Source organism: Arthrobacter sp. ZGTC412 (assembly GCF_002929215.1).
GTDB lineage: Bacteria > Actinomycetota > Actinomycetes > Actinomycetales > Micrococcaceae > Arthrobacter.
In genome coordinates this window covers 251,897-264,283 of sequence record NZ_PJII01000001.1, presented here as the reverse complement: position 1 = coordinate 264,283, position 12,387 = coordinate 251,897, and the positions used below count along the sequence as shown (strand labels likewise).

General features: G+C 62.7%; 8 protein-coding genes. 5 read left to right on the top strand and 3 right to left on the bottom strand.

Going from position 1 to position 12,387, the window contains the following annotated elements; genetic code table 11:
* The first annotated feature begins 5 nt into the window (after positions 1-5).
* Complete coding sequence (secA, locus tag CXQ88_RS01205) at positions 6-2,747, top strand: preprotein translocase subunit SecA (protein WP_104042345.1); 2,742 nt, start codon at positions 6-8, stop codon at positions 2,745-2,747.
* Between the two features lie 127 nt (positions 2,748-2,874).
* Here the strand turns inward: secA and CXQ88_RS01200 are convergent, their stop codons facing one another.
* The gene (locus CXQ88_RS01200) at positions 2,875-3,369 is read right to left on the bottom strand and encodes an Rv3235 family protein (RefSeq protein WP_104042344.1); all 495 of its coding nucleotides are present in this window, start codon (positions 3,367-3,369) and stop codon (positions 2,875-2,877) included.
* Between the two features lie 59 nt (positions 3,370-3,428).
* Positions 3,429-4,364: a LysM peptidoglycan-binding domain-containing protein gene (locus tag CXQ88_RS01195; RefSeq protein WP_104042343.1), complete on the bottom strand. Its 936-nt coding sequence runs from the start codon at positions 4,362-4,364 to the stop codon at positions 3,429-3,431.
* A 149-nt stretch (positions 4,365-4,513) separates the two neighbouring features.
* Here CXQ88_RS01195 and CXQ88_RS01190 point away from each other — a divergent pair, with 149 nt between their 5' ends.
* A complete protein-coding gene (locus CXQ88_RS01190; RefSeq protein ID WP_104042708.1) occupies positions 4,514-5,083 on the top strand; it encodes a hypothetical protein in 570 nt (189 codons plus the stop codon).
* A gap of 57 nt (positions 5,084-5,140) precedes the next feature.
* Here the strand turns inward: CXQ88_RS01190 and CXQ88_RS01185 are convergent, their stop codons facing one another.
* Positions 5,141-5,356 (bottom strand): helix-turn-helix domain-containing protein, encoded by a 216-nt coding sequence (locus tag CXQ88_RS01185; RefSeq protein ID WP_104042342.1) that lies wholly within the window; start codon positions 5,354-5,356, stop codon positions 5,141-5,143.
* Positions 5,357-5,510: 154 nt separating this feature from the next.
* Here CXQ88_RS01185 and CXQ88_RS01180 point away from each other — a divergent pair, with 154 nt between their 5' ends.
* The 3 genes from CXQ88_RS01180 to CXQ88_RS01170 are packed head-to-tail and all read left to right on the top strand — an operon-like array spanning position 5,511 to position 12,370.
* Complete coding sequence (locus CXQ88_RS01180; protein WP_104042341.1) at positions 5,511-6,155, top strand: hypothetical protein; 645 nt, start codon at positions 5,511-5,513, stop codon at positions 6,153-6,155.
* Complete coding sequence (locus CXQ88_RS01175; RefSeq protein WP_104042340.1) at positions 6,152-7,459, top strand: AAA family ATPase; 1,308 nt, start codon at positions 6,152-6,154, stop codon at positions 7,457-7,459. Before CXQ88_RS01180 ends, CXQ88_RS01175 begins: the two co-directional genes overlap by 4 nt.
* A gap of 57 nt (positions 7,460-7,516) precedes the next feature.
* The gene (locus CXQ88_RS01170; RefSeq protein ID WP_104042339.1) at positions 7,517-12,370 is read left to right on the top strand and encodes an NAD-glutamate dehydrogenase; all 4,854 of its coding nucleotides are present in this window, start codon (positions 7,517-7,519) and stop codon (positions 12,368-12,370) included.
* Positions 12,371-12,387 lie beyond the last annotated feature (17 nt).

Below are 12,387 nucleotides of genomic sequence, written 5' to 3'. Positions count from 1 at the left end.
TTCACGTGGCATCACTCATCGAAAAACTTCTCCGCACCGGCGATAAAAAAACCCTCAGGCAACTGCGGAACTATGCCGACTCCATCAACGCCCTGGAAGATTCGTTCAAGACCTTCACGGACGCCGAACTCCGTGAAGAAACGGACCGGCTGCGCGAACGCCACCAGGACGGTGGGGAGAAGCTTGATGACCTGCTTCCCGAAGCCTTTGCCGCTGTCCGGGAAGCTTCCGCACGAACCCTGGGCATGCGCCACTTCGACGTCCAGCTGATGGGCGGCGCAGCCCTGCACTTGGGCAACATCGCGGAAATGAAGACCGGTGAAGGCAAAACCCTGGTGGCAACTGCTCCTGCCTACCTCAATGCGCTCACCGGCAAGGGTGTCCACGTCATTACCGTCAATGACTACCTGGCCGAATACCAGTCCGATCTTATGGGCCGCGTTTACCGTTTCCTCGGCCTGACCAGCGGCTGCATCCTCGCCAATCAGGACCCGGCCGTTCGCCGCCACCAGTACGCCTCGGACATCACCTACGGCACCAACAACGAGTTCGGTTTCGACTACCTCCGCGACAACATGGCGTGGGACAAGTCCGAGCTGGTCCAGCGCGGGCACAACTTCGCCATCGTTGACGAAGTGGACTCCATCCTCATCGATGAGGCCCGTACCCCGCTCATCATTTCCGGTCCGGCACAGGGCGACACCAACCGCTGGTACAGCGAATTCGCCAAGGTGGTCCTGCGGCTCCAGCCGGAGAAGGACTACGAAGTCGACGAAAAGAAGCGCACCGTTGGTGTCCTGGAAAGCGGCATCGAAAAGGTCGAGGACTACCTCGGTATCCAGAACCTGTACGAATCCGCCAACACGCCGCTCATCGGCTTCCTGAACAACGCCATCAAGGCCAAAGAACTGTTCAAGCGGGACAAGGACTACGTCATCCTCGACGGCGAAGTCCTGATTGTTGACGAGCACACCGGCCGCATCCTTGCCGGCCGCCGCTACAACGAGGGCATGCACCAGGCCATCGAGGCCAAAGAAGGCGTGGAGATCAAGGCCGAGAACCAGACTCTGGCCACTGTGACCCTGCAGAATTACTTCCGTATGTACGGCAAACTTTCGGGCATGACCGGAACTGCGGAAACTGAGGCAGCGGAATTCATGGGCACCTACAAGCTTGGTGTGGTCGCCATTCCCACTAACCGCGACATGCAGCGGCTCGACCAGTCGGACCTGGTCTTCAAGAATGAGGCCGTCAAGTTCGACGCCGTTGTGAAGGATATTGCCGAACGGCACGAAAAGGGCCAGCCGGTCCTGGTGGGCACAACGAGCGTGGAAAAGAGCGAATACCTGTCCCGGCTCCTTGCCAAGGAAGGAATCCGCCACGAAGTCCTGAACGCGAAGAACCACGCCCGGGAAGCAGCCATCGTGGCGCAGGCAGGCCGGAAGGGCGCCGTCACGGTGGCAACCAACATGGCAGGCCGCGGTACCGACATCATGCTCGGCGGCAATGCCGAGTTCACTGCCGTGGCCGAGCTCGCCAAGCGCGGGCTGGATCCGGAAGAGAACTCCGAGGAGTACGAGTCCGCCTGGCCTGCAGCCCTTGAAGCTTCCAAGCAGTCCGTCAAGGACGAGCACGAGGAAGTCCTCAACCTGGGCGGCCTTTACGTGCTGGGCACCGAACGTCACGAGTCGCGCCGCATCGACAACCAGTTGCGCGGCCGTTCCGGCCGGCAGGGTGACCCCGGCGAATCCCGTTTCTACCTTTCGCTGACTGACGACCTGATGCGGCTTTTCAACTCCGGTGCAGCAGAGCGCTTGATGAACAGTTCGGTGCCGGACGACGTCGCCCTTGAATCCAAGCTTGTCTCCCGTGCCATCGCTTCGGCGCAGGGCCAGGTGGAGGGCCGCAACGCCGAACAGCGCAAGAACGTCCTGAAGTACGACGACGTCCTGAACCGCCAGCGCGAGGCAATCTACGGTGACCGGCGGCGGATTCTCGAAGGCGATGACCTGCACGAAAAGGTGCAGTTCTTCGTTGAGGACACCATCACCGCCCTCATCGATGCTGCAACAGCCGAGGGCAACGGCGACGACTGGGACTTCAACCAGCTCTGGACCAACCTCAAGACCCTGTATCCAGTCAGCGTCACGGCCGACGAGATCATCGAAGAAGCCGGCGGAAAGTCCCGGCTTACGGTTGAGTTCCTCAAGGAGGAGCTGCTGTCCGACGCGCGCCTGGTGTACCAGGCCCGGGAAGAAGCCATCGGTTCCGAGAGCATGCGCGAGCTGGAGCGCCGCGTTGTCCTGTCGGTCATCGGACGTAAATGGCAGGAACACCTTTACGAGATGGATTACCTCAAGGAAGGGATCGGCCTGCGCGCGATGGCACAGCGTGATCCTCTTGTTGAGTACCAGCGTGAGGGCTTCACCCTGTTCCAGAGCATGATGGAGGCGATCCGGGAGGAAAGCGTAGGGTTCCTCTTCAACCTCGAAGTGGAAGTCACCCCTGCCCAGGACGTCGTTGTGGCGGACGATGAGGGTGGACACACGGAACACGTGGAGCCGCAGGTCCGGGCCGCCGGGCTGGAAGCGCCGGCTCAGCCTGCCCAGCTGCAGTACACCGCTCCCCGCGAAGATGGCGGCACGCAAACCCGGGTGGAAACCCGGTCCTCCGGGCGTTCAGGAAATCCTGCCAAGGCCGCGGGCCAGGACGCTGCCAAGCGGCAGGCAAAGAAGAAAAAGCGCTGACACGTTGGTTTTGTGAAAGCTGATAGTCGAAAATAGGGCAGGGCCGGGGCATCGTTCCCCGGTCCTGCTTTCGTCTCGCTGCATCTGCCGGCGCTCGTTTCTGCCAGGGCTCGTTGCTGCAAGTCCGTCAGCCTATAACAAGCTCAGTCACCCGCCACACCTGTTTGCCCCGCTCAAGCCGGACGGCCACCGCCCGGGCACGGACATCGTCCACCACAACGGCACTCGCTTCGAAAATTCCGGCCGCCACTTCGCAAACGCGGACCGATCGAACGACAGAATTCCTATGCAGCCGTGCCAGATCCGGGTTGCCGGTACGGTTGATCTCGCGCCTGATCAGGCACGCGCGGTGCTGCAGTGCTGCCAGGCATCGTGGGTCAAGCCGACGTGCCAGCTGATGGACAGGGCGGATTCCTGCAAGCACTTCCATAGCTGCCTGGACCGTGCCGCGAGTGACCGCACGTACCTCCGATAGCTCATCAATCGGCAGCAGCACCGGAGTTGGCCCAGTATGTGCTGGAGGGGAAGTTCTGGCGGGAGACTGCGGTGGAATCCGCCGGGGTGTGGGGTTACCCTCGCTCCTGGGCGTTTGAAGGGCACGAATTGGTGTGGCTGCAGTCATTGCTTTCCCCTTGGTTAGTGGCTTGCGTTATGGCATGAATGGTTGAAGCCCGGCCGTGCCTATGCTGCGGAGGGCGGCTGAAGAATTTGTCCCGGCAGCAGCACGTCCGGATTTTGGCCGATGAGGGCCCGGTTGGCCTCGTACCACCGGGGCCATTGCATGGCGATCTCCACGTCCGAGGCCCCTGGGCCCATAGCGTGCGCGGCAACGTCCCACAGTGTGTCTCCCGCCAGGACGGTCACGGAACCAGCACCGCTTGCCGCGTCTTCGGCGGCGCGTACTGCAGGAGCCGCCAGCAGTCCCGGGCCTGCTACCGGGGCAGCCGGCTGCCAGCCCGGCTTCACAACTGACGGGGGAGCTGCGCTGTTCTCCAGGCCGTCTTCGAGTAGCGCGGGAGCACGCTCAGCCTGGCTGTGTTCCGCGGTGGCCCCTGAAGCCCGATTGACCTGTTCTGATGGAAACACTCCGGCTGGTGGTGCTGCCTGTTCTCTTGAACTTTTGGAGGCTTTTGCTGTTGCCTCCACCGCCGGCGTCGGCGTCAAAACCTGGTTCACGTGGCTCCCGGGACCCGCGGGAGCCGATGCCACGTAGTCCTGGGTGGGGGTCCATTCCGGTCCGGACAGCACCGGGTGAGCATTCGCGGCCGGACCGGACACCAGCTGAACCGAAAGTGCAGCAAGCACCAGCCGCTGCATCAAGGCGGGCGAGAGTTTCCGGGTTACGGCTGCCGCGCGGGTTTTGCCGTTCCGATCGAGGAGAGTGGTGGCACCGGCGAAGAGCAATGCAAGGAACCACCAGCCCACCAACGCAGCTCCGGCGGCTGCCGCGGCTGCCCCCAGGAGGTGCTCTGCATGAAGTCCCTGGTGCCGGGCGGAGGATTGATGCCACTGCTCCAGAATCCCGGAACCCGCCGAAAAAAGCAGGACGCCCAAGAGCAATATTGCCGTCACGCTGATGACATCGGTCCATCGGCCAGATTCTGCTGCTTGTGTCATTGATTTCCCTTTGATGCAGTTTGATGCGGTTTGATGCAGTCTGACATCAGTAGTGACAGTTTGCCCTGCCTCTTCTTTCTTTGTCCAGACGTTGGAGAGAAAAAGTGGTTGTCATTGACGCTGTCTGGGCTGGGCCCTACGCTGGCCGAATGCGCTGGGATGCACTGTTCGAGGACCTCGAAAGCCAATTCGCGGAGGCAGAGCGGCTGGCTCTTGATTCGGAAGTCAATGAGCGGGCGCGGGCTGAGATGGTTGGCCTGGAACTGGCTGACCGGTTGCGGGCGGTTTTGGGCTGTCGGCTGACCGTCTATTTGTCTTCCGGCGAATCTTTTTCAGGAACGCTCACCCACGCCGGTGGAGACGCACTGGTGCTGGATGAAGAACAGCACCAGCTGCTCATTCCCTACACGGCAGCAGTGCGCTACGCGGGCCTCGGCCGGCTGTCGCTGGCGGAATCGTCGTCTGTGCGCCGGGGAATTGGGCTAGCCAGCGCCCTGCGCGGCATGGCCCGGGACAGAGCCGAGCTGTCGGTCCTTGTCGGGAACGTCGGCGGTGCGGTGCGGCTGGCAGGAGTCATAGACCGGGTTGGCGGGGACTATTTCGACCTCGCTGTCCTAACCCCGGGCGAAGCGCGCCGCAGCCACCACGTCAGCCAGATTGCGACAATTCCCTTTACCGCATTAGAGGCGATCAGGTCGCGACGGACCAACGAGATTTAGTTGCTGGCGCACCGCCGGAGTGACCGGGGAGCCGGAGTGCCAAGCCACAAGGGAAAGTCAGACTGACTTGGACTTGGATTCCTGGATTATCCGGCTGGCTTCGGCGTACCGTTCCTCGATGTACTGCTCAAGCATTTTTTCTTCGACCCGCCATTGTCCACGGCCGCCAACCTGGATGGCTTTGAGCTCGCCGCTTCGGACCAGGGCATAAGCAGCCGGAGAGTTGATCTGAAGCTGCTCGGCGACATCTGCGAGTGTAAGAAACCTGGGCATACATCCATTTTGCCACCGGAACAGGTAGTTTGCTGCTGTTATCCACAATTTGGCCTTGTTTGAACTTATGACTTTTGTTCCGGCGTCCCTGCCGCAACAATGAGGAGTCCGGACACAGCGAGCAGTCCCGGCGTGCATAGGGGGAGAAACGGTAATGGTTCCTGAGTCATCTGCCACGGCGGCAAGGCTGAAACGACCTTCCTGGAAGGATCCCCGCCTGCTGGTAGGTGTTCTCCTTGTGCTGGCATCCGTGGCGGGCGTCGTATTCCTGGTGGGAAGCGCGGACCGGACCACGGAGGTTTACGCGGCCCGCGACGGCATTGCGGTGGGCGAGAAGCTGACGTCGGAGAACGTCGTCCGGGCCAAGGTCAGGCTGGGGGAGACAGAGGCGCAGTACATCACCGCCGAGTCCGGCCTCCCGGAGAACGTGGTGGCGGTGCAGAGGATCGGCAAGAACCAATTGGTCCCCCGGGCCAGCCTCGGTGCAGTGGACGAACTGGACCGCAAGCCGGTTGCCTTGACCATCGAGGAGACGCTTCCGGCGCAGGCAGTGGCCGGCGCCAGGGTCGATGTCTGGGTGGCCCAGCCCGATGCGCGCAACGGCTTCAGTGAACCGAAACTTCTGCTTCCGGGTGCTGAAATCGCCGAGGTGGCGGAGGGTTCAACAGCCCTGGGGTCGTCCCGCACCACCGTGTTGATGGTGCTGGTGGAGGATAACCAGATGCCCGCGCTCCTGGGGGCGCAGGCGAATGACGCCAAAATTTCTGTGGTGTGGAACCCCGGAGGCGGCAGCAGATGAGTATTCCCGTCGTCACCGTGGGGCAGAGCCGCGAGGATCTGGTCGGTGGGCTGGAACGCCTGCATGGTCCGGTCACTGTAGTCCGGAGATGCGCGGAACTGGCCGAATTGCTGGCAGCCTGCCAAAGCGGACTGGCGAGGGCCGCCGTTGTTGCCGAAGGTTCCGAGGGCCTGACCGCTTCCCTCGTGGATCGGCTCGGAGCGGTTGGTGTCGCCATTATTGCCCTGACCGACTCGCCGGAGGAAGCCGCGAGACTCCGGGGGATAGGGGTCGCTTCCGCCCTCACCGGAGTGGAATCCGCGGTGCTGTCAGAAAGGATTGCCGAGGCCGTCGCCCAACTGACGGGCGGCGGACCCCGGGGCGCGCACAGGAGCAGTCCCGCGGACACCGGCGCTGCCCTCCATCCTGTTCCGGCGGAAGCACAAAGCTTCCCGGAGGAGCCGGGGCCAGGGCGGGTCATCGCGGTCTGGGGCCCCGCGGGGGCCCCTGGACGGACCCTGGTGGCGGCTAACATCGCGGGCGAACTCGCCGCCGAGGGGAAGTCTGTTGTTCTCGTCGACGCCGACAGCTACGGTGCGAGCATAGCGGCCGTGCTGGGCCTAATGGATGAGTCCGCCGGTTTGGCACAGGCATGCAGGCTGGCTGACCAGGGGCTCCTGGACGAGGAGGCGCTGAAAAGAGTGGCCACGCCGGTTGCCACCAAACTCGGTTCCTTCCGTGTTCTTACCGGAATCACCCGCGCGGACCGGTGGACGGAGCTCCGGGCATCTGCCTTGGCTCTCGTCCTCGAACGGGCGAAACACATTGCAGAGGTGGTTGTGGTGGATACCGGATTCTGCCTCGAGGCCGACGAGGAGCTGAGTTTTGACACCATGGCTCCCCGGAGGAACGCGGCTACTTTGCGCTCCCTCGAACTCGCCGACACCGTTTACGCTGTTGGTGCCGCGGATCCTGTCGGAGTGCCAAGACTCGTGCGGGGTTTGGCCGAGCTTGAAACTGCCGTTCCACAGGCCGCGCCCATCGTGGTGATGAACAAGGTCAGGGCCTCCTCGGTGGGCCGGGCTCCCGAGCGGCAGCTGCAGGACGCGTGGGAAAGGTTCGGGCCGGCGTCGGAGCTGAAAGCATTCCTGCCTGAAGACAGTGCCGCGGCGGATGCCGCCCTGCTGGGAGGTTCGCTGTTGCTGGAGGCGGCACCTGACTCGCCCCTTCGTCGGGCCATCGCACAACTCGTTTGTGCACCCGCCCAGCAAAAATCGAAAACCTCTGTCTTTTCTTCCACAGCAGCCCGCAAGCTAAAAGACTAGGCTCGCCGTAAGAGCTGCAAGGAAGCAGCGAATATCTTGTGATGGAGGCGTGTGTCGATGTCGTCTGGATCCAGCGTGGAGGATCAGCCCCTTTCCATTGAAGGCCATGAAGGCTTTTTCCGGGACTACTATCAGCACCTAGCCGAAGAGGATGCACGGAGCTATCCCGCCGACATGCTGACTGCGCGCGCGGAAGCGCACCGCAATGTCGCGTCGGTCCGGAAGCCAGGCCAGGCGAGCGTCTCCATTGTCGACGAGGAGGACAGCAGCGTCGTCTTCGTGGTCACCGACGACATGCCGTTCCTTGTCGATTCCGTCAACGCTGAACTCGTCCGCCAACACGCGGCCATCAGGATGGTGGTTCACCCTCTGTTCGTGGCTACCCGCAACAGGGAATCCGCGGCGCTGGTAAAGGTCAACAAAGTTCCCTCCCATCTGGGAATTTCCAGCGGCGATACCGCTGCCATGCCGAATCTGTCCCACCTCATAGCGCAGGGTGAAAACGCCTCGCACATGGAGTCCTGGATCGCCGTCGAAATTAACCGTGTATCCGATGAAGCGAAAGCAGCGCTGCTCGAAGGCCTGCAACGGGTCCTGAACGATGTCCGGGCGGCGGTCGAAGACTGGCCGCGCATGCGCCAAAAGGCGCTGCAGATTGCGGAAAGCCTGGACAAGGTGGCGAACCCGGCGCAGATCGCCGAATTGCGGCAGGCGCAGGACCTCCTGCACTGGCTGGACGACGGGAACTTCACGTTCCTCGGCTACCGTGAATACGACCTGGTCAACGTGGGCGGCGAAGATGTCCTGGAGCTGCGTGAAGACAGCGGCCTGGGACTGCTGCGCACTGCCGCGGACTCACCGCACATCCAGCACCTCACGGATACGGGCAGGAAAAAGGCACGCGAAAAGCGTGCCCTGGTTATCACCAAGGCCAATTCCCGCTCCACCGTCCACCGGTCGGCATACCTCGACTACATCGGTGTCAAGAGTTTTGACGCCGCCGGCAACGTCAATGGGGAGCGCCGCTTTATTGGCCTCTTTGCCACCAGTGCCTACACCGGCTCCGTTCGGAACATACCGATTGTCAGGGAAAAGGTTGATGCCGTACTGGGCAGCGCCGGCTTCCCGCCGGACTCGCACTCCGGAAAGGACCTGTTGGGAATCCTGGAGACGTACCCCAGAGATGAGCTGTTCCAGATCGAGGTTCCGGACCTCGCCGCCACAGCCCTTGGTATTCAGAAACTGCAGGAGCGCAGGCGTACGCGGCTCTTTCTGAGGCCGGATATCTACGGCCGGTTTATGTCCGCCGTCGTCTACCTTCCCAGGGACAGGTACACCACCAACGTCCGGCGCCGCATTGAGCAGGAACTCCGCGAGACGTTCCAGGCCGTGTCCATCGACTACGAGGCGCGCATGACGGAGTCGGCGCTCGCCCGGCTGTTCTTCCGCATCCGCCTGCCCAAGGGTGCCGACGTCAGGAACGTCAACACCGAGGAATTGGAGAAGCGGCTCGTTCGCGCCGCCCGCTCCTGGAGCGAAGGCATTGCCGAGGTGCTGCGTGAAGGGCGGGACGTAGCAGAGGCCAAGGAGCTGGCCGCCATCTGGTCCGAGGCCTTCCCGGCAAGCTACCGGGTGGATTACGAAGTTGAGGACGCCCTTGAGGACATCGCCCGCTTCGAGAAATACGGCGCGACGGCGGAGCGGACTGCCGGGGCCAAGCAGGAACGCCCTGGCGTGCATGTCTACCTCCCTGAAGGAGCGGGAGCGACCTTGGAGGAGGATGCCCGGGTCAAGCTCTACATGCTGGAGCCCAAGAGCCTGAGCCAGATCCTGCCCTTCTTCCATAACCTTGGCTTGGAGGTGCTGGACGAGCGGCCGTTCGAAATCGAGACGGCGGACCGAAGGGATTTCTTTCTCTACGACCTGGGATTGAAGTACCCGGCCGGAGTTGATCCTGTGTCAACCGGCCATTTGCTGGCTGAATCCTTCTCCGCTGCAGTTACCGGCGCCGCTGAATCGGATGCCTTTGACCGGCTGGTCCTGCGGGAGGGGCTGCAGTGGCGCCAGATAACCGTACTGCGCGCCTATGCCCGCTACATGCGCCAGATGGGCAATGCCAACTCCTTTGGTTTTATGGCCGATACCCTGCTGGCGAATCCGGAAGTGACCAAGGGACTGAGTGCACTCTTCGCCGCCCGCTTTGATCCTTCACTGAACGAAGAAGAACGGCTCGAGGCGCAGGCTTCGGTCCGTGAAGAACTGGCAGCGGCCATCGAAAAAGTGGCCACGCTTGACGCCGACAGGGTGCTGCGGACCTTTGTGAACCTGATCGAGTCCACGCTGAGGACCAACTTCTACCAGTACAAGCCCCACCTCAGCTTCAAGCTCGACCCGGCACGGATTGAAGGGCTGCCCTTCCCCCGCCCCATGTTCGAAATATGGGTCTACGCGCCACGCGTCGAGGGCGTCCACCTTCGCTTCGGGAAGGTGGCACGCGGCGGGCTGCGCTGGTCCGACCGCCGCGAGGATTTCCGCACCGAGGTCCTGGGACTGGTTAAGGCACAGACCGTGAAGAACGCCGTCATCGTGCCTACAGGGGCCAAGGGCGGCTTCTTCGCGAAGCAGCTTCCTGACCCCACTGTTGACCGTTCCGCCTGGATGGCCGAAGGCATCGAAAGCTACAAAACTTTCATCCGCGGGCTCCTCGACCTCACTGACAACCTCGTCACCGGGAGCGACGGCGAAAGGCTGGTGCCGCCGTCGGACGTTGTAAGGCACGACGACGACGATTCCTACCTCGTGGTGGCGGCCGACAAGGGAACCGCGACCTTCTCGGACATCGCAAACGGGTTGGCTAAGGAATACGGGTTCTGGCTGGGCGACGCGTTCGCATCCGGGGGATCGGTGGGTTATGACCACAAGGCAATGGGCATTACCGCCCGGGGCGCCTGGGAATCGGTGAAGCGCCATTTCAGCGAACTTGACCTGGACACGCAGACCCAGCCGTTCACCGTGGTGGGGGTAGGCGACATGTCCGGTGACGTGTTCGGCAACGGCATGCTCCTCTCGCGCCACATCCGGCTCCTGGCAGCCTTTGACCACCGCCACATCTTCCTGGACCCGAACCCGGACGAAGAAACCTCTTTCGTGGAGCGGCAGCGGTTGTTCGAACTGCCGAGGTCATCGTGGGACGACTACAACAAGTCCCTCATCAGCGAAGGTGGCGGAGTGTTCCCCCGCCAGGCAAAGTCGATCCCTGTTTCAGCCCAGGTACGGGCGGCCCTGGGGCTTCCCGTACAAACAACCGAACTCAGCCCGCCGGAACTCCTCCGTGCAATCCTGCTGGCTCCTGCCGACCTGCTCTACAACGGCGGTATCGGCACCTACGTCAAGGCGAGCACCGAGTCCAACGCCTCCGTGGGGGACAAGGCCAACGACGCCATCCGCGTTGACGGCAAGGATCTGCGCGTCAAAGTGGTGGGCGAAGGCGGAAACCTGGGCATGACGCAGCGCGGCCGCATCGAGGCAGCATTGCAGGGGGTCATCCTCAACACCGATGCCATCGACAACTCTGCCGGCGTTGACTGCTCCGACCATGAGGTCAACATCAAGATCTTTGTGGACCGTATGGTGGCTGCCGGGAAGCTGTCCGCCGAAGAACGCGCCGGGTTCCTCTCCTCAATGACTGATCAGGTGGGCAGGCTCGTGCTGGAAGACAACATCGACCAGAACATCCTGCTGCTGAATGACCGGACCCGGGTGGCCGAGTGGAGCCCGAGCTACGAACGGCTGATGGACTGGCTGGAGAAGAAGGCAGACCTGAACCGTGAGCTGGAGGCGCTTCCCACCACGGAAGTGCTGAGGGAGCGGCTGCAGCAGGGACAGGGCCTGACTTCGCCTGAGCTGTCCGTGCTGGCCGCCTACGCCAAGATCGAGCTGACCTCCGCCCTGCGGGACAGCGATCTGGCCGACGATCCCTGGTTCAGGAAGACGTTGCGGGCCTACTTCCCGGAGCAGCTGCGCGAACGGTTTGACGCTGAGCTGGACACCCACCCGCTGCGGCGCGAAATCATCGCCACCATCGTGGCCAACGACATGATCAACATGGGCGGTATTACGTTCGCCTTCCGGACCATGGAAGAGACGTCGGCCTCGGAAGTGGCTGTGGCCAAGGCATTCGTTGCGCTGAGGGAGGTGTACGAGCTCGACGTGATGGTGGAGGACTTGAACAATTTGCCGGCCTCGTTCCCCACCGAGCACTGGAGCACCGTCCACCTGGACATCCGGCGGCTGCTGGACCGGGCTGTCCGCTGGCTGCTGGGTCAGGGCAGCGTCTCCCGGCCGATTGCCGATGTCGTGGACGAATTCAAACCACTCCTGGATCCCATGCGGGCCCGCCTGCTGGACTACCTGCGCGGCGATGACCGGGACAGGGTTGCCGGCTGGCTGGAAAAGGCACGGGATTGGGAGCTCCCGGAAGGGCTGGCCCTGCGCTGGGCCGAGCTCTTCGAGAGCTTTGTCCTGTTGGACATCGCCAAGATCGCCCGCGTCCGGAAGGACCCTGTGGAGGAAATCGCGGCCGTCTACTACACGGTTTTCAACCGCTTCCACGCGGATTCCCTGCTGGAGCGCATCAGCAGCCTGCCGCGGCAGGACCGGTGGCAGGCGCTGGCCAGGGCGGCCTTGCGTGATGACCTGTACTCCACCATCTCGGACATGACGACGGCGGTGCTGGACGCCACCAATTCTGCGGACTCGCCGGAGGCCCGGCTGAAGGAATGGGAAGCCCGGAACGCGGAGCAGTTGGGCAGGGCGAAGAGCATGTTCGATGAGGTCAATGCCCTCGAGGCCGACGATATGGCCTCACTGTCGGTAGCATTGAGGCTCTTGAGGTCAATCGTTCGACGCTAGCGAGTCTGGCGTCGCAA

Bases quoted from the DNA above. Each gene is read 5' to 3' on its own strand.
- CXQ88_RS01200 (WP_104042344.1), bottom strand. From the start codon at position 3,369: ATGACTGCAGCCACACCAATTCGTGCCCTTCAAACGCCCAGGAGCGAG.
- CXQ88_RS01195 (WP_104042343.1), bottom strand. From the start codon at position 4,364: ATGACACAAGCAGCAGAATCTGGCCGATGGACCGATGTCATCAGCGTG.
- CXQ88_RS01190 (WP_104042708.1), top strand. From the start codon at position 4,514: ATGCGCTGGGATGCACTGTTCGAGGACCTCGAAAGCCAATTCGCGGAG.
- CXQ88_RS01185 (WP_104042342.1), bottom strand. From the start codon at position 5,356: ATGCCCAGGTTTCTTACACTCGCAGATGTCGCCGAGCAGCTTCAGATC.
- CXQ88_RS01180 (WP_104042341.1), top strand. From the start codon at position 5,511: ATGGTTCCTGAGTCATCTGCCACGGCGGCAAGGCTGAAACGACCTTCC.
- CXQ88_RS01175 (WP_104042340.1), top strand. From the start codon at position 6,152: ATGAGTATTCCCGTCGTCACCGTGGGGCAGAGCCGCGAGGATCTGGTC.
- CXQ88_RS01170 (WP_104042339.1), top strand. From the start codon at position 7,517: ATGTCGTCTGGATCCAGCGTGGAGGATCAGCCCCTTTCCATTGAAGGC.